Source organism: Streptosporangium pseudovulgare (assembly GCF_014648055.1).
In the GTDB taxonomy this organism is placed as follows: Bacteria; Actinomycetota; Actinomycetes; order Streptosporangiales; family Streptosporangiaceae; genus Streptosporangium; species Streptosporangium pseudovulgare.
This window is the reverse complement of record NZ_BMQJ01000001.1, coordinates 805,384-822,310: the sequence shown is the minus strand read 5'-3', so window position 1 is coordinate 822,310 and position 16,927 is coordinate 805,384. Positions and strand designations below refer to the sequence as shown.

Sequence of the window (16,927 nt, the reverse complement as noted above, 5' to 3'; positions counted from 1 at the left end):
TTCAGCGTGGCAGGCATGCCGTCGTCGCATGCAGGCGCCAGGTAGGGGCTTCGGGGGCTACATACACGATTACCCTTATCCCCGGGTTCTCCTTCGCGCCGTAGATGAACCGGCCATCCTCGGCATCTGTTTGGCTGGGATCAGGATCCAATCTGTATCCGAGAACCCGGGCAAGGGTATTCTCCATGAGCCCTTGAGCTAAATCCAGATGGCCGTCCACGTCGGGAGTTTTACGCTCGTAATCTGCCACAGCCCGCATTACGCGCCTGAATTTACCCTTGTCGCAAGGGATATCTCGGTCCGGCCGCTCCAAGATGGCCAGCTTCTTCAATGGGTTCTTGAAGACGTCGTCGTTCTCCAGGCGTTGTGCGTCCTTCTGCAGTTCGGCCGCCGCATCCTTCAGCGACGGCTCGGAAGCGCATCCCGAGGCCGCCATGGCCAGCGCCAAGCCGATGGCCAGCAGTCGGGTGACACGCATTCAGCACCTCCGGGGCGGCGGAGACCGGGACATCCCAATCTTCGCCCACTCCGCCCGGCCGCGCCACACCCTTCGGTCACCCATTTGTCAGCAGTGACCGTTTTTGGATCGATCGGCCGATTCGAGGGTTGGACTCGCCGCACCTCCGATGGTCGGCGAATCGCCCATCGCCGCGGCCTCACCCTCCGATGCCTTCCGCCGCGAGGGCAAACGTCCAAAGGTCGCCGCGGCATTGACCGGCCATCCCTTCCGCTCCATGAAGTGATGGGCGACTTTCTCTGTCGCGCTATTGTGACTCGACTTTCTGTGCCTAGAATGCCTTGCCCGCAGCCAGCCGATCAGTGGATCGGGAGACCGTTCCAGAACGGGTGATGACGGCGACTGGCATAGCCATGCCGGGTCAGATATCGACGATCGAATAATAGGTCCGTTTTTTCTAATTCGGGAGGGAACGCGATGGACATCGTGCCGCCTTTGGACCCCGGTTCCCCGCGCGTGCGGTTCGGCGCCGAGATGCGCCGGCTGCGTGAGGCCGAGCAGCTCTCCCAGGCCGCCGTCGCCGCCCGCCTGGGTTGCACCCAGACCCAGATCAGCCGTCTGGAAGGGGCCACCCGCACTCCGTCGAGATCCGACGCCGAACGGCTGGACCAGCTCTTCAAGCCGCCCAACGCCTCGTCGTTCACCCGTATCTACCAGAGCATCGTCTCCCAGTCCCGCAGTCCGATCTGGTTCCGCGACTGGGCCGAGGAGATCGAGCCCACCGCCCTGGTCCTGCGCTCCTGGGACCCGCTCCTGGTGCCCGGTCTCCTCCAGACGGAGGCATACGCCCGCCACATCTTCAGCCAGGAGCCGCACACCAACCCCGAGGAGATAGAGGAGCGGGTGAAGAACCGAATGGATCGGCAGGGAGTGCTGGAGCGACAAGACTCCTTCTCCCTTCTCTTCCTCATCGACGCGGGCGTCCTCCGTCGGCAGGTGGGCGACGCCGAGGTGATGCGCGGACAACTCGGCCATCTTCTCGATGCCGCACAGAGGCCGAACATCTTCCTGCAAATAGTGGACCCGAAATGCCTTGTCGGGCTTCTCGGCGCATTCATGATCGCCGAGCTTCCGCATGGACAGCCGGATACCGTCCATGTGGACTCCTCGACCGAGGGGCATGTCACGATGGACCCGGAATCCGTGGCGGCGACCTGGAAGCGCTATGAAACGATCCGGCTATGGGCCTACCCTGAGCACATGTCCCTCAAGATGATCGACGATGCGAGGCGGGAATGGACCTGAGTAATGCCGTGTGGCAAAAATCATCGCTTTCCGGCGGAAACGGCGGTCAGTGCGTCGAGGTGGCCGCCAATCTGTCCGGGGTGGTCGCCGTCCGCGACAGCAAGGACCCCGACGGTCCCAAACTGCTCTTCAGCCCCATCGGTTGGCGGGCCTTCGTCGGTGGGGTCAAGGCCGGGGAGTTCGACGTCTCGCGCTGAGCCGTACTCCGGTTCGGTCGTCGTGTTCGATGCCCGGTACGGGTGGCCGTCCCTTCAGCGGACGGCCGCCACCCGTGCCGATCGGCGGCCGGCTCCGAAGGCGGCGATGAACGAGGGCTTCGGGCGGGTGGGCGTGCATGCCGGTGCACGCCCACCGCCTTCTTCCGGGACCCGCCCCTCTAGGACCGGCTCGCCAGCGCGTAGCCCGCCTGCTCCACCGCGGCGCGGATCTCCTCGTCGGTGAATCCCGAGCCGTTGACGGTGACCGAACCGGTGGGGAGATCGACGGCCACGCCGGTGACACCGCCGACCTTGCCGATCTCGCCGGAGACCGACGAGACGCAATGTCCGCAGGTCATCCCGCTCACCGAATAGGTCCTGCCGTCCGCCGTGCCCGCCTCAGCGGGCGCCTCGGTCCGAGCGGTCTCCGTGCCGCACGCGCACGCAGTGCACATGTCCGTCCTCCTTCTCTTGTACCCCCAGGGGGTATCTTCGGGCGAGACTGTAACATACCCCCACCCCGTTTGTCTTCCCCGGTTCGCTTCCGCGAGGAGGTCGGGCGAGGGCCGTCCGGCCGGTCCCGGTCCCGGTCCCGGCCCCGCCCCGCCGTCTCCGCGCCTCCCGGGCCGGGGTCCGCGGCGGACGGGCCGCCTGCCGGAGCTGGATGGGCCGAGGGCACGCCGCGGGAACCGCGCCGCTCCGGCCATCCATGATCGTCTTTGTGGTGGCCTTGACCTGCTTTCATATCGATCGCGGTATCGATGTCGCGGTCATACGAATATTGGACATCCACCGATCCCCTCTGGTGTGCTCGCAGCTCCGTTGTTGTCGAGAGCTAAGGACGCGGAATGCGACCCCTGCACACCCGGCGTTTCCCCGCGGCGTTGAAGGCCGCCGCGCTGACCGTCTCCGTTCTGGCGGGTGGCACGATCTACGGCCCGGGCACGGCCACGGCGGCCGTCCAGACCCCCGCCGCGGCCGTCCACGCACCGACGGCGCAGGTCCGGCAGGCCGCCGCGCCGTCCGGCCAGGCCGAGGCCGGCCGGCGGCTGCGCGCGCTGGAGGCGTCGTTCGACGGTCGCATCGGCGTCTACGCCGTCGACACGGCCACCGGTAAGAAGATCACCTACCGGGCCGGGGAGCGTTTCCCGCTGCTGTCCACATTCAAGGCGGTGGCCGCCGCCGCGGTGCTGCAGAAGGCCCGTACGACCGAACCCGGTCTGATGGACAAGGTCGTCCACTGGACGCAGGACGAGGTGAAGGAGAACTCGCCGGTCACCGAGGACCACGTGGAGGACGGGCTGACCGTCGCCGAGCTGTGCGACGCGGCCATCACCGAGAGCGACAACACGGCCGGCAACATGCTGCTGAAGCAGATCGGCGGCCCGGCCGGACTCACCCGGTACTTCCGCACCCTCAAGGACCCGATCTCCCGCCTGGACCGCTGGGAGACCGAGCTGAACATCTGGAGTCCCAAGGAGAAGCGGGACACCACCACCCCGGCGGCCATCGCGGCCGACCTGCGCGAGCTGACGCTCGGCGACGCGCTGAACGCCAAGGACCGGGCGCGGCTGAACGGATGGCTGCGCGCGAACAAGACCGGTGACAAGCGCATCCGCGCCGGGCTGCCCAAGACCTGGACCGTCGGCGACAAGACCGGCGCGAGCTCGTACCACGGCGCGACGAACGACATCGCCGTCGTCTGGCCGGAGAAGGCCAAGGCCCCGCTGGTCATGGCGATCTACACCACCCGCCGGGCCGCCAAGGCGACCAACGACAACCAGGCCATCGCCGACACCGCGACCATCGTCGCCCAGGCCCTGGGCACGCTCCCCAAGAGCTGATCCGGACTCGGCGAACGCAGCCTTCCGGCCCAGGCCGTACCCGTCGGTGGTCTCTGCCGCCTTCCGGCCTAGGCGTCACCAATTCTGTGGAAATGCTCCGTTTTATGTAATGTTCATATGATTCTTTGATCACTTACGTATGGGGCATCAAGTGAGCGTTTCCGCGGCCTATGTGACATTCGCCGACCCGGACGGGATGGACGACGAGAAGGAGACCGCTCTCGCGGCCTGGGCCGAGGCCGGGATCGCCGGGCGCGTCGTGCGCTGGGACGACCCCGAGGCGGACTGGGCCGGCTTCGACGCCGTCGTGGTCCGTTCCCCCTGGGACTACATCGACCGCCGCGAGGAGTTCCTCGGCTGGGCCCGTCGCGTCGAGCGGGTCACCCGGCTGCTGAACCCGGCCGCCGTGCTGGAGCGCAACACCGACAAGACCTACATGCGGGACCTGGACGCGCCCTTCATCCCGACTCACTGGGTCGGGCCGGGGGAGACGCCCGACCTGCCGGCCCTGGACGAGTACGTGGTCAAGCCCGCCGTCTCGGCCGGGGCGCGCGACACGATCAGGACCGGCGACCGCGGCAAGGCCGAGGCCCACGCCGCCCGGATCGCCGCCGAGGGCCGGACCGCGATGGTCCAGCCGTACCTGGACATGGTCGAGGCCGAGGGGGAGACCTCGCTGGTGTACTTCGGCGGCCGGTTCAGCCACGCCGTACGGCGCAGCGCGGCGCTGACCGCCGGGTCCGCCACCGATCGGCAGAACAGCCGGGCCGAGCTGCGCGACCCCGCGGCCGACCAGGTCGCGTTGGCCGAACGGGTGCTCGGTGAGCTGCCGGACCTGCTCTACGCCCGCGTCGACATGGTCCGCCTGGCCGACGGGACCCCGGTCCTCATCGAGCTGGAGCTGACCGAGCCCTACCTGTTCCTGCGCTACGCGCCCGGCGCCGCCGAGCGCCTCGCCCGCGCCCTCGCCGACGCGATCTGACCCGCCCGCCGCGCCCCGCGCGGTCCTGACGGGAAGGCTCGACGTGGCGCGCGAGCCGTCCGAGGAGGAGCCGGTACGGCGCGCGAGCCGTCCGGGGAGGGAACCGATACGGCGTGCGCCCCGGCGCAGTGGGGCGCACGCCGTACGGGGCTCGTCTCGGCATCGTCGCCGGCGGCGGGAGCGGGTCAGCCGTGCGCGGTGATCCCGCCGTCCACCGGGATGACCGTCCCGGTCAGGTAGGCCCCCGCCCGCGAGGCGAGGAAGATCGCGGTCCCGGCCATGTCCTCGGGGGTGCCGATCCGGCCGAGCGGCACGTGCGACTCGACCGCCGAGCGGGTCGCCGGGTCGTTCAGCGCGAACGCCATCATCTTCGACTCGAACGGCCCGGGCGCGATGGCGTTGACCGTGATCGAGTCGGCGGCGAGCCGCTGGGCCAGGTGCCGGGTCAGCATGTGGACGGCCGCCTTGGTCGCCGAGTAGGCGTAGGTCTCCATGGCCGGGACGCGGATGCCGTCCACAGAGCCGACGTTGATCACCCTGGCCGGGTCGCCGGGGCTCGCGGCGGCGCGCAGCAGCGGCAGGAACCGCCGGGTCAGGCCGAACACGCCCTTGACGTTGATCCCCCAGAGCTTGTCGAAGGCCGCCTCGGGATACTCCTCAAGGGGCGCCCCCCAGGTGGCGCCGGCGTTGTTGACCAGAACGTCCAGCCGCGACTCGCGCGCCGAGACCGCCTCCGTCAGCGCGGCGGCGCCGTCCTCGGTGGACAGGTCGGCCGGTACGGCGACGCAACCCAACTCGGCGGCGGTCTTCTCCGCCTCGGCGGCCTTGCGCGAGGAGATGTAGACGGTGGCCCCGGCCTGCACGAAGCCCGCCGCGATCATTCGGCCGATGCCCCGGGAGCCGCCGGTGACGACGACCGTCTTGCCTTCCACGGAGAACAGAGTCATGTTCTGCAGCATGCCGTACCGGCGGCTTCATCGTCCATGCCGCTCCGCCCCGCCTCCCGATCCGCCGGGAGGGTGCGAGGGCCGCGGCGTGAGGGCCGCGCCGGGAGGACGCGGAGCCGCCTCCGGTGCGCTTCCCGGCCGTGCGGGGCACCCCTTCCGGACTTCGTCGAACGCCCTTTCCGGACCGTCCGCCGCCGCTTCCCACAGCCACCCGTGCGCCGTCAAGCCCCGTCTCACCGGGGGTTCGGGCCGTGACTGAAAAGAAATATCACGCCAGGAAACGAGAGTGAAACAATCTTCCACCATTCGTTGACACGCGCCGTCCCTATGGTGTGCCTTCTTCTACAACGATTCACCGGTTCGAAGGTGGGACAGAAACGATGACCAGATTGGGCGGGCGCCTCGCGGCGCTGGGCGTGGCGCTGGTGGTGGCCACACTCCCCGCTGCGCAAGGGCAGGCGCAGACACAGGCCACTCGGGCGCAGACCGTACAGCAGAAGGCTCCCGCGGCCGGAAAGAAGATCGTCCGCATCGGCGCGACGCAGGCCGTCGACTCGATGAGCCCGTTCCTGGCGGTCCGGCTGGTCTCCTCGTCGGTCCACCGGTGGATCTACAGCTACCTCACGGTCCCCGACCCCAAGACGCTGGAGCCGAGCCCCGAGCTGGCCGAGTCGTGGGAGACCTCCGACGACAAGCTGACGTGGACCTTCAAGATCCGCGACACCAAGTGGTCCGACGGCCAGCCGGTCACCGCGCAGGACGTCGCGTGGACGTTCAACACGATCATGACGAACGACGCGGCCAAGCAGGGCAACGGCCCGGCCGTGGAGAACTTCGAGAGCGTCACCGCCACCGACGACCGGACCCTGGTCATCAAGACCAAGAAGCCGCAGGCGTCGATGCTGGACAACCCCATCCCGATCGTGCCCAAGCACGTCTGGGAGAAGGCCGGCGACCCCGGCAAGTTCCAGAACGACCAGTACCCGATCGTCGGCAGCGGCCCCTTCATCGCGGTCGAGCACAAGAAGGACGCCTACGTCAGGCTTGAGGCCAACCCCGACTACTGGCGGGGCAAGCCCAAGATCGACGAGCTGGACGTCGTCTTCTACGAGAACCCCGAGGCCGCCATCACCGGCCTGAAGAAGGGCGACATCGACCTGATCGGCCGCCTGGACGCCCCGCAGTACGAGGCGCTCAAGGGCGACCCGAACATCGTGCAGTGGAACGGCAACGGCCGCCGGGCCGCCTACCTCCAGATCAACCACGGCGCCACCACGATCGACGACAAGCCGGTCGGCGACGGCCACCCGGCGCTGAAGGACCCGAAGGTCCGCCAGGCCATCCACTACGCGATCGACAAGCAGGCCCTGGTCGACCAGGTGCAGAACGGCCTGGCCGTGCCCGCCGACGGGTCGATCATCCCGCCGATGTACAAGGACTTCTTCTGGCAGGCCGAGGGTGACGAGAAGGTCACCTTCGACATCGACAAGGCCAACAAGATCCTCGACGACGCCGGCTACAAGAAGGGCCCGGACGGCGTCCGGACCATGCCCGACGGCAAGCGCAAGCTGGAGATGCGGTTCAGCATCCACACCGACCTGCCCGTCGAGGAGAAGCTCGCCCAGTACCTCACCGGCTGGCTCAAGCAGATCGGCATCACGCTGACCACCAGGAAGCTGGACTCGACCAAGTTCACCGAGGAGACCGGCTTCACCGGCCTGTTCGACATCGCGATCAGCGGCTGGTCGGTCAACCCCGACCCCGAGGAGATCCTCGCCACCCACCTGTGCAGCCGCAGGCCCACGGCCAGCGGCGACGGCGGCGGCACCGAGTCGTTCTACTGCAACCCCGACTACGAGAAGCTCTACCAGGAGCAGCTCAGCGAGCTCGACCGCGCCAAGCGCACCGAGATCGTCAAGAAGATGGAGAAGCAGCTCTACACCGACGCCCCGGTGATCGCCCTCTACTACCAGAACGACCTGGAGGGCTACCGCAAGGACCGGATCTCCAACATCACCCCGATGCCGGAGGACAAGGGCCTCTTCTACGGCGCCAGCGGCCACTGGCCGATCTACTCGCTGGACGCCCCGGCCCCGGCGGCCGCGGGTTCCGCCGATGACGGCGGCTCCAGCACCGGCCCGATCATCGGCGGCATCGTGGCCGTCGTGGTCATCGGCGCCCTGGGCTTCTTCCTGGCCCGCCGCCGCCGCCGTTCCGTCACCGACGACCGCGAGTAGCGTCTCGATGACGGCACCTCTCGACACGGAGCCCGCCGCCGCGACCGCGGCGGCGGGCCCCGCCATGGAACGCAGCGCCCATCGGGGGGTGCTGCGCTACGCGCTGACGAAACTCGGCGGGGCCCTGCTCAGCATCGGCATGGTCATCGTCGCGACGTTCTTCCTGTTCCGGCTGATCCCCGGCGACCCCGCGATCGCCTACACGCGCAACGTGCCGCTCAGCCCGGACCAGCTCGACCTGCTGCGCCGCCAGATGGGCCTGGACAAGCCCCTGATGCAGCAGTTCCTCGACTTCGTGCTGCGGACCCTGCGCCTGGACTTCGGCACCTCCTACGAGTACCGGCGCCCGGTCCTCGACCTCATCGGCGAGCGGCTGGGTCCCACGCTGGTGCTGGTCGGCACCGGCCTGGTCATCTCGGTCAGCCTGGGCCTGTGGCAGGGCACCCGGGCGGCGTGGAAGCACGGCAGCCGGTTCGACCGGATGTCCACCGGCGTCTCGCTCGTGCTGTGGTCGGTGCCGACGTTCTGGCTCGGCCTGCTGCTGCTGATGGTCTTCGCCGCCGGCATCGGCCCGATCCCGGGGATCTTCCCCACCCGCGGCATGGAGGGCGTGGACGCGCCCGACGGCCTGGCCTACATCCCGCACGTCGCCCTGCACCTGACGCTGCCGTGCCTGACCCTGGTCGCCGTGGTCTACGCCCAGTACCTGCTGGTCATGCGGTCCTCGCTGCTGGACGAGATCGGCCAGGACTACGTGACCACCGCCCGCGCCAAGGGCCTGCGCGACGACCAGGTGCGCCGCCGGCACGCGGTGCCCAACGCGCTGCTGCCGACCATCACGCTGGTGTTCATCAACATCGGCTTCGTCGTCGGCGGGGCGGTGTCGGTGGAGACCGTCTACTCCTGGCCGGGCCTGGGCCTGCTGTTCTACGAGGCCATCAAGGGCCCTGATTTCGCCGTCATGCAGGGGACGTTCATCGTGGTGTGCACCGCCGTGATCATCATGAACACGCTCGCCGACGTGGCCTACCGCGTCCTGGACCCGAGGGTGAGGTCGGCGTGAGCACTCCGAACACCGCGAACCCGGGGAGCACCGGGAGCACCGGGAACCCGGGCGGCGGGAGCACGACCGGCGCGGGGAGCACGGCGGGCGCCGCCGGCGCGGTCAACACCGCCGGCCTCGCCCGGGCCCGCCGCAGGCTCGCGCTGGCACGCTTCTGGCGCGAGTACCGCCGCCAGCGCGCCGGACTGTACGGCGCGGCGATCCTGATCGTGGCCGTCCTCCTGGCCCTCCTGACCCCGCTGCTCACCGACTCCGCCGGACTCGACGTCACCCAGGCGACCGGCGCGAAGATGGCACCCCCGAGCCTGGAGTTCCCGTTCGGCACCGACGAGTCGGGCCGGTCGGTCCTGCTGATGGTGCTGTGGGGCTCGCGGGTCTCGCTGCTCGTCGGCTTCCTGGCGGCGCTGCTCAGCATGGTCATCGGCACGGTGGTCGGCATCACGGCCGGCCACTTCCGAGGCTGGACCTCCGCCGTGCTGATGCGGATCACCGACTGGTTCCTGGTCCTGCCCTCGCTCGTGCTGGCCCTGGTTCTCGCGGCCATCCTCGGTGGCAGCATCGTCACGATCATCGTGGCGATCGGCGTGACGTCCTGGGCGTCCACGGCCAGGCAGATCCGGGCGCAGACGCTGTCGGTGGAGGCCAGGCCGTACATCGAGCGGTCCCGCGCGCTGGGCGCCGGGCACTGGCACGTCATGACCCGCCACGTGCTGCCGAACGTCGCCCCGCTGGTGCTGGCCAACACCACCCTCCAGGTGGCGCACGCCATCGTCACCGAGTCGACGCTGGCCTTCCTCGGCGCCTCCTCCGGCCAGGTGTCGTGGGGCGGCCTGCTGCGCGGCTCCTACGACTGGGGCGCCGCCACCGCCGGCGCCTGGTGGTACATCCTCGCGCCGGGTCTGTGCATCGTCGCGGTCGTGATGGCGTTCACGCTGTGCGGCCGGGCACTGGAGGCCGTACTCAACCCACGCCTGCGGGGGGTTTCCCGATGAGCCTGCTTCAGCTTCGCGACGTCTCGGTGACCTACCGGGTCGCCTCCGGCGAGGTTCCGGCCGTACGGGGGGTCTCCCTGGACCTCGCGGCCGGCCAGGCCCTCGGCGTCGCCGGGGAGTCGGGGTCGGGCAAGTCGACGCTGGCCATGGCCCTGCTGCGGCTGCTGCCCCGCGACGCCCGGGTGACCGGCGAGATCCTGCTCGACGGCGAGGACGTCCTCACCATGAAGTGGGGACGGCTGCGCGCGGTCCGCTGGGCGTCGGCGTCGGTCGTCTTCCAGGGGGCGCAGCACGCCCTGAACCCGGTGCGCCGCATCGACGAGCAGATCGCCGAGCCGTTGCTGGTGCACGGCAAGGCCACCGCCGCCCAGGCCCGGCGCAGGGTCGCCGAGCTGCTGGAGCAGGTCGGCCTGCCCGCCTGGCGGGGCCGCAACTACCCGCACGAACTGTCGGGCGGGCAGCGCCAGCGCGTGATGATCGCCATGGCGCTGGCCTGCTCGCCGCGTCTGATCATCGCCGACGAGCCGACGACCGCGCTGGATGTGATGATCCAGGCGCAGGTGCTCACACTGATCCGCTCGCTCATCGCCGAGCACGGCATCAGCATGATCATGATCTCGCACGACCTGTCGGTCCTGGCCTCCATGTGCGACCGGCTGGCGGTCATGTACGCGGGCCAGGTGGTGGAGCACGGGCCCTCGCGGGAGGTGTTCGCCGACGCCCGCCATCCCTACAGCCGCGCGCTGTCGGCGGCCTTCCCCACGGTCGGCGACCCCGCCTCCCGGCTGTCGCCCCGGGGCCTGGCCGGTGACCCGCCCGACCCCATGCACCTGCCGTCCGGCTGCTCCTTCCACCCGCGCTGCGACGTCGCCCTGCCCTCGTGCGCGTCGCGGCCGATCGAGCTGTGGCCCGCCGGGGAGGGGCGCCGGGCCGCGTGCGTGCACGTCCTGCCGGACCCGGCGCTGCCCGAGGACCTGCCGGCGGGCTCCGGGGAGGTCCCGGACGGCCCCGGGGAGCTTTCGGACAGTCCCGGAGGACGCGCGGACGGCCCCGGGGAACCGCCGAACGGGGCGCACGCCGTACCGGCCGGCACCGGCGGAGGCGGCGGCGTGGAGATCGGCACGCAGACCGGCACGCAGACCGGCGCGGGAGAGCACGGCGCCGACGCCGTCGAGCACGACATTCCGGTCATGCGACCGGCGAAGGAGGTCCAGTGAACGGGCGAAACGGCGGCACGGACGCCGAGACCCCCCTGCTGGAGGCCCGTGACCTGCGCGTGGAGTTCAACGCGCGTGGACGGCGCGCCCGCGCGGTCGACGGGGTCAACCTCGCCGTCGGCCGGCGGGAGATCGTCGCCCTGGTCGGCGAGTCCGGCTGCGGCAAGACGACCCTGGCGCGCACCCTGCTCGGGCTGGAGCGCCCCACCTCCGGTGAGGTCCGCTACGACGGCGCCCCACTGAACTACTCCTCGCGGGCCCTGAAGGCCTACCGGCGCGAGGTGCAGCTGGTGCTCCAGGACCCGATGGGGTCGCTCAACCCCCGGCACACCGTCTACGAGGCGGTGGCCGAGGGACCGCGCATCCACGGCATGGCCGACGAGCACGAGCGGGTCGTCTCGGCGCTGTCCCGGGCCGGGCTGCGCCCGCCCGAGCGGTTCCTGCAGTCCTACCCGCACGAGCTGTCCGGCGGCCAGCGCCAGCGCGTCGTCATCGCCGGCGCGCTGGCCCTCGACCCCGGGGTGCTGATCGCCGACGAGCCGGTGGCCTCGCTGGACGCCTCGGTGCGCGGGGAGATCCTCGCCCTGCTGCTGCGGCTGCGCGACGAGCTGGGCCTGTCGGCGCTGGTCGTCACGCACGACCTCGGACTGGCCTGGAACATCGCCGACCGCGTCGCGGTGATGTATCTCGGCCGGATCGTCGAGTCCGGGCCCGTCGAGCAGATCCTGACCTCGCCGTCGCACCCCTACACCCAGGCGCTGCTGTCGGTACTGCCGGAGTCGCCCGAGCCCGTGGTGCTGGGCGGCGAGCCGCCGGACCCGACCCGCATCCCCGGCGGCTGCCGCTTCCACCCGCGCTGCCAGGTCCTCGCCTCCGGAGCAGCGGCCGAGGCGGGGGTGGACGGGCGGTGCAGGTCTCAGCTCCTGGACATCCTGCCCGCCGCGCCGTCGTCGGGGGAGGCCCACGTGGCCTGCCACTACGCGGAGGCCACCGCCCCGGCCCGCTCCTGACGCCCGCGCCCTTCCGAGCCCGCCGGGACATACACCGGCTCCCGGCGGGCACATCCTCCCCGCACGAGGAGGAGGGGAACACATGTCACAGCCAGAGGAGAACAGGTCGCTCGCCGACCGGCGGGACGATCCCGAGGCGTACGCCGAGCCCGACATCGCGGGCGAGTTCACCACGTCGGAGACCGACCCGGCGGGCCAGCCGGAGTCCGACCCCGACGAGCACGTCTACGGGGAGGCCGAGGGCTACGAGAGGCCGACCGAGGTCTGACACGGCCCGGCACGGTCTTCGGCCCGGCACGGCAGGACACGGCCCGGCACGGCTGCCCGCGCGGCCCGCCGTACGGACGTCCGGAGCGTCCGGAGCATCCAGGGCGGGTCGCGCGGGCGCGGTCAGAGGCCGGGGAGACGGCCGTTGCGGAAGAGATCCACGAAGAGCTGGTGGTCGGCCCTGGCCCGCACGCCGTAGGCGTGCGCGAAGCCGACGAGCATGGCGGTGAAACCGGCGGCGTCGCCGCCGATCACCGCGACGATCGCGTCCTCGGTGGAGAAGTCGACCAGGTCGTGGCTGGACTCGTCGTCGGCCACCGAGTGCATGCGGGCCACCGCCCGGCCCAGGTCCCCGATCACCGAGGCGAGGTCCTCGGGCTCGTTGACGTCGCCCCAGTCGAGGTCGGCGGAGTAGGGGGAGACCTCGGCCACGAGCTGGCCCACGCCGTTCAGCGTGGTGTGGCCGAGCCAGGGGTCGGCGTACGCCTGCAGGGCCCGCTGCGACTCGGCCGTACGGTGGCCCTGGTGCCTGAAGTAGCCGCTCACCCGCTCGTCGGTGATGTACCGGGCGACCGCCGGGACCTGCGCCTGCTTCATATAAAGGATGACGTCGTTCTCCAGGGCCTGGGTGTGGCCCTCCAGCAGCATGTTGTACGACGGCAGCCCCGCCGAGCCGATGCCGACGCCCGTGCGGAGCGCGAAGTCCTTGATCCTGTGCTCGACCGGCGAGACCTCGGGCAGCGTGGTCAGATAGTCGCGGAAGGCCGCCTCCACCGCCTGCCGGGTCTCGTCGTCGACGGGGCGGCGGCCCTCCATCACGGCGAACCTGCGGTCGAAGTCCTCGACGGTGGTCTCGGCGTCCAGCAGCGCCACCCGCGTGTTCAGCCGGGCGAGCTGCAGCACCCGGTGGAGCACGCCGGTGGTGGTCTCCAGGGTCAGCGAGCCGATCGCGTCGTCCCCGCCCTCGGAGATGGCGGTCAGCTCGGTCAGGTAGGCGTGGGCGAAGCCGGTCACCAGGCCGGTGATCGCCTCGTCCGACAGGGCCTTGGCGTATCCGATGAGCGCGACGCTGGCCGCGAACCGCTTGAGATCCCAGACGTAGGGGCCGACGTACGCCTCGTCGAAGTCGTTGACGTTGAAGACCAGGACGCCCGAGGCGTTCATGTAGGTCCCGAAGTTCTCGGCGTGCAGGTCACCGTGGATCCACACCCGCCTCGTCCGCTCGTCGAGGAACGCGTCGTCGGCGAACGACCCCGTCATGTCCGCGTAGAACAGGGCCGCGCTGCCGCGGTAGAAGGCGAAGGGGGAGGCGGCCATCTTCCGGAACTTGCGCCGGAAGGCGGCGGGGTCGCGCTTCATGGCGTCACCGAACTCGGTGACCAGCACGTCGAGGATGTGGGCCGAGCGCCCATCGTCGGTCATGGCGCGCACGATAGGGGGAACGGGGAAGCCCCGCCAACCCGGGGCGTCGGCAGCCGGGAAACACGAGGTCACGGGCGGGTCCGGGACACCGGAATGGGCCGGATGCGATGGGGGATACGAGCCGGACGCGGCGGGACGGCTCCGATCCGGTGCCGGTCCGGACGGAGGTCAGCCGGCGGGCGGGGCCGAGGCCGTACCGAGAACGAGGACGGAGATCGGGGTGGGGACCCCGGCGAAGACGAACCGGTCCAGCGCGGTGATGGTGAACCCGGCCGCCCGGACGGCCGCGGCGCTGTCCCGGCCGGTGTGGCAGCCGCCCGCCAGCCGGGGCCAGACCGTCGCGTCCAGCAGGCGCTGGACGCGGGCCAGGCCGGGGGAGTCGGCGCGCACGTGCTCCAGGAAGCGCAGCCGCCCGCCGGGGACGAGCACCCGGCGCACCTCCCGCAGCCCGGCCACCGGGTCGGGCAGCGAGCACAGCACCAGCGACGCCACCGCGGCGTCGAAGCTCCGGTCCCGGGCGGGAAGCCGGTCGGCCAGCCCGGCGACCACCTCGACCGGGACCGGGGCCCGGCGCGCCGCCCGCGCGGCCCGGCGGCGCAGCTCCGGCTCCGGCTCGACGGCGAGCACGCCGGTCACGGCCGGCGGGTAGTGGGCGAAGTTCAGGCCGTTCCCCGCCCCGACCTCGATCACCCGGCCGGACAGGCCGGCCAGCAGCTCCCGGCGGCGCCCGGCCAGGCCGAGCCGCTCCAGCGTCTCGCTGACGCCGATGTAACAGCGCGCGAAGACGGGGTGCCGCACCGCCGTCCCGCTCACCGGCCCGCCTCCGTCCCGCTCACTCCGGTCACCGATCCGCCTCTGTCTCGCTCACTCCGGTCACCGATCCGCCTCTGTCTCGCTCACTCCGGCCATCGGCCCGCCCTCCTGCCTCCCCGGCCCTCGCCCGCCGCCGCGGCTCGGCCCCTCCGCTCCCCATACCCCGGACGCCCCGGACACGCCCTGCTCCGCTCCCCACGTCTCCGGCGCCTCACCGGTGCGGCGACGCGTACGGCGGGCCGCCGCGGGGAAGGACGCCGGAGACGGCGTTGACGGCGTTGATGATGTTCCGGTCTCCCCCCGGTGACGAGGGTGGTGTGACCATGAGAATCGCGGGCGCCCGTGTGCTGATCACCGGCGCGTCGTCCGGCATCGGGGCCGCGACCGCGCGGGCCATGGCGGCGGCCGGGGCCCGCCTGGTGCTGGCCGGCCGCGACCCCGGCAGGCTGGACGCCGTCGCCGCCGGGACCGGCGGGCGGGCGCTGGCCGGCGACCTGGTGACGGACGCCGCGGACCTGGCCCGGCGGGCCGGGCCGGTGGACGTCCTGGTCGCCAACGCCGGCGCCGGGTGGGCCGGGCCGCTGGAGACGATGCCGGACGACGCCATCGAACGCCTGGTCGCGGGCAACCTGACCGCCCCCATCCGGCTGACCCGCCTCCTGCTGCCCGCCATGGTGGAACGCGGGCGGGGACACGTCGTCTTCGTCGCGTCGATCGCCGGGGCGGTCGGCGTGCCGGGGGAGGCGGTGTACGCGGCGACCAAGGCCGGCCTCCTCTGCTTCGCCGAGAGCCTCCGGTACGAGCTGCGCGGGGTCGGCGTGTCGGTCGTGCTGCCCGGCGTGGTGGACACCCCGTTCTTCGAACGGCGCGGCACGCCGTACACCCGCCGGTGGCCGGCGCCGATCCCCGCCGAGCGGGTCGCCCGGGCGATCGTCACGGCCGTCGAGCGCGGCCGTACCGAGTCGTACGTCCCCGGCTGGCTGCGCTTCCCGGCTCGGCTGAGGGGCGCGGCCCCCGGCCCCTTCCGGGCGCTCGCCGGACTGTCCGCGGAACGGTGACCGCCGCACACCCGACGGTGACCTCGGCCGCCCGCGGGACGGTGACCGCCGCCGCACATCCGACGGTGACCTCCGCCGCCCGCGGAACGGTGGCGCCCCGGGGGCCGGTTCAGGCCTCGCGCAGCGCACGCAGCGACTCCCGCAGGGAGGACAGCGTGGCGAAGACGGCCGTCGGCTCGTATCCGCAGTGGGCCATGCAGTTGGCGCACCGCGGGTCGCGGCCCCGTCCGTAGGAATCCCAGTCGGTCTCCTCCAGCAGCTCCCGGTAGGTCGCCGCGTAGCCGTCGGCCATGAGGTAGCAGGGCCGCTGCCAGCCGAACACCGAGTAGGACGGGATGGCCCAGGCCGTGCACGGGAAGTCGGCCCTGCCCTCCAGGAAGTCCAGGAACAGGGGCGTGTGGTTGAACCTCCACCGCCGCCGGTTCCCGCCGGAGAACGCCTTGCGGAACAGCTCCCGCGTCTCCCGCACGCCGAGGAAGCGGTCCTGGTCGGGCGCCTTCTCGTACGCGTACCCGGGGGAGATCATCATCTGGTCGACCTTCAGCTCGTCGTTGAGGTAGTCGAGCACCTCGATGACGGTCTGCGGGCTGTCGGTGTTGAAGAAGGTGGTGTTCGTGGTGACCCGGAAGCCGCGCCGCCGGCACTCCCGGACCGCGGCGACGGCCGCGTCGAACACCCCCTCCTTGCACACGGACTCGTCGTGACGCTCGCGCAGGCCGTCCAGGTGGACCGTCCAGGCGAAGTACGGCGAGGGCTCGAACTCGTCGATCTTGCGCGGGATCAGCAGCGCGTTGGTGCACAGGAACACGTACTTCTTCCGGGAGACCAGCTCCCGGACGAGCTCCCCGATCCGCGGGTGCATCAGCGGCTCCCCGCCCGCGATCGACACCATGGGAGCGCCGCACTCCTCGGCGGCGGCCACGGCCCGCGCGACGTCCATGCGCTGTTTCAGCACCCCCGCGGGATGCTGGATCTTCCCGCAGCCCGAACAGGCCAGGTTGCACGCGAACAGGGGCTCCAGCTCCAGCAGGAGCGGGAACCTCGTCCGCCCGCGAAGTCGCTGGCCGAGGATGTAACCGCCGATGCGCAGGCACTGGCGTACTGGCATCGCCATCC

The 16,927-nt window shown here is 71.1% G+C and carries 16 protein-coding genes and 1 pseudogene; 11 read left to right on the top strand and 6 right to left on the bottom strand.

Going from position 1 to position 16,927, the window contains the following annotated elements:
- Position 1 precedes the first annotated feature (1 nt).
- Positions 2-478: a hypothetical protein gene (locus IEZ10_RS03605; protein ID WP_189244948.1), complete on the bottom strand. Its 477-nt coding sequence runs from the start codon at positions 476-478 to the stop codon at positions 2-4.
- A 456-nt stretch (positions 479-934) separates the two neighbouring features.
- Between IEZ10_RS03605 and IEZ10_RS03600 the strand changes: the two genes are divergently transcribed.
- Both IEZ10_RS03600 and IEZ10_RS03595 read left to right on the top strand, forming a co-directional pair.
- Positions 935-1,762 carry a helix-turn-helix domain-containing protein gene (locus IEZ10_RS03600; RefSeq protein ID WP_189244947.1) on the top strand — a complete coding sequence of 276 codons (828 nt, stop codon included), beginning with the start codon at positions 935-937 and terminating at the stop codon, positions 1,760-1,762.
- Positions 1,753-1,959, top strand: a complete 207-nt coding sequence (locus IEZ10_RS03595; RefSeq protein WP_189244946.1) for a DUF397 domain-containing protein — start codon at positions 1,753-1,755, stop codon at positions 1,957-1,959. Before IEZ10_RS03600 ends, IEZ10_RS03595 begins: the two co-directional genes overlap by 10 nt.
- Before the next feature lie 179 nt (positions 1,960-2,138).
- On the opposite strand, the gene IEZ10_RS03590 is transcribed toward IEZ10_RS03595, so the two are convergent.
- On the bottom strand, positions 2,139-2,414 hold the full coding sequence (locus IEZ10_RS03590; RefSeq protein WP_189244945.1) for a heavy-metal-associated domain-containing protein: 276 nt from the start codon (positions 2,412-2,414) through the stop codon (positions 2,139-2,141).
- A gap of 393 nt (positions 2,415-2,807) precedes the next feature.
- On the opposite strand from IEZ10_RS03590, the gene bla reads away from it, so the two are divergent.
- Entirely contained in the window at positions 2,808-3,803 is a 996-nt protein-coding gene (gene bla, locus IEZ10_RS03585) for a class A beta-lactamase (RefSeq protein ID WP_189244944.1), read from the top strand.
- A 151-nt stretch (positions 3,804-3,954) separates the two neighbouring features.
- Positions 3,955-4,785: an ATP-grasp domain-containing protein gene (locus IEZ10_RS03580; protein WP_189244943.1), complete on the top strand. Its 831-nt coding sequence runs from the start codon at positions 3,955-3,957 to the stop codon at positions 4,783-4,785.
- A gap of 185 nt (positions 4,786-4,970) precedes the next feature.
- On the opposite strand, the gene IEZ10_RS03575 is transcribed toward IEZ10_RS03580, so the two are convergent.
- Complete coding sequence (locus tag IEZ10_RS03575; RefSeq protein WP_189244942.1) at positions 4,971-5,732, bottom strand: SDR family oxidoreductase; 762 nt, start codon at positions 5,730-5,732, stop codon at positions 4,971-4,973.
- A gap of 380 nt (positions 5,733-6,112) precedes the next feature.
- Between IEZ10_RS03575 and IEZ10_RS03570 the strand changes: the two genes are divergently transcribed.
- The 6 genes and pseudogenes from IEZ10_RS03570 (at position 6,113) to IEZ10_RS03545 (ending at position 12,519) form a co-directional block, all read left to right on the top strand.
- Positions 6,113-7,969, top strand: coding sequence for an ABC transporter substrate-binding protein (locus IEZ10_RS03570; RefSeq protein ID WP_189244941.1), 1,857 nt, complete (start codon positions 6,113-6,115; stop codon positions 7,967-7,969).
- A 7-nt stretch (positions 7,970-7,976) separates the two neighbouring features.
- Positions 7,977-9,032 (top strand): ABC transporter permease, encoded by a 1,056-nt coding sequence (locus tag IEZ10_RS03565; RefSeq protein WP_189244940.1) that lies wholly within the window; start codon positions 7,977-7,979, stop codon positions 9,030-9,032.
- A 143-nt stretch (positions 9,033-9,175) separates the two neighbouring features.
- A complete protein-coding gene (locus tag IEZ10_RS03560; protein ID WP_229810932.1) occupies positions 9,176-10,024 on the top strand; it encodes an ABC transporter permease in 849 nt (282 codons plus the stop codon).
- Positions 10,021-10,974: pseudogene (locus tag IEZ10_RS03555) on the top strand (ABC transporter ATP-binding protein); the annotation flags it as partial. The gene IEZ10_RS03560 and the pseudogene IEZ10_RS03555, both read left to right, overlap by 4 nt.
- Positions 10,975-11,237: 263 nt before the next feature.
- Positions 11,238-12,251 carry an ABC transporter ATP-binding protein gene (locus IEZ10_RS03550; RefSeq protein WP_229810894.1) on the top strand — a complete coding sequence of 338 codons (1,014 nt, stop codon included), beginning with the start codon at positions 11,238-11,240 and terminating at the stop codon, positions 12,249-12,251.
- Between the two features lie 82 nt (positions 12,252-12,333).
- Positions 12,334-12,519 carry a hypothetical protein gene (locus IEZ10_RS03545; RefSeq protein ID WP_189244937.1) on the top strand — a complete coding sequence of 62 codons (186 nt, stop codon included), beginning with the start codon at positions 12,334-12,336 and terminating at the stop codon, positions 12,517-12,519.
- A 122-nt stretch (positions 12,520-12,641) separates the two neighbouring features.
- On the opposite strand, the gene IEZ10_RS03540 is transcribed toward IEZ10_RS03545, so the two are convergent.
- The gene (locus IEZ10_RS03540) at positions 12,642-13,940 is read right to left on the bottom strand and encodes a DUF2252 domain-containing protein (protein ID WP_189244936.1); all 1,299 of its coding nucleotides are present in this window, start codon (positions 13,938-13,940) and stop codon (positions 12,642-12,644) included.
- 168 nt (positions 13,941-14,108) lie between these two features.
- Entirely contained in the window at positions 14,109-14,753 is a 645-nt protein-coding gene (locus IEZ10_RS03535) for a class I SAM-dependent methyltransferase (RefSeq protein ID WP_189244935.1), read from the bottom strand.
- Positions 14,754-15,076: 323 nt separating this feature from the next.
- On the opposite strand from IEZ10_RS03535, the gene IEZ10_RS03530 reads away from it, so the two are divergent.
- On the top strand, positions 15,077-15,811 hold the full coding sequence (locus tag IEZ10_RS03530; protein WP_189244934.1) for an SDR family NAD(P)-dependent oxidoreductase: 735 nt from the start codon (positions 15,077-15,079) through the stop codon (positions 15,809-15,811).
- A 109-nt stretch (positions 15,812-15,920) separates the two neighbouring features.
- Here the strand turns inward: IEZ10_RS03530 and hpnH are convergent, their stop codons facing one another.
- Entirely contained in the window at positions 15,921-16,925 is a 1,005-nt protein-coding gene (gene hpnH / locus IEZ10_RS03525; RefSeq protein WP_189244933.1) for an adenosyl-hopene transferase HpnH, read from the bottom strand.
- Between the last annotated feature and the right edge of the window lie 2 nt (positions 16,926-16,927).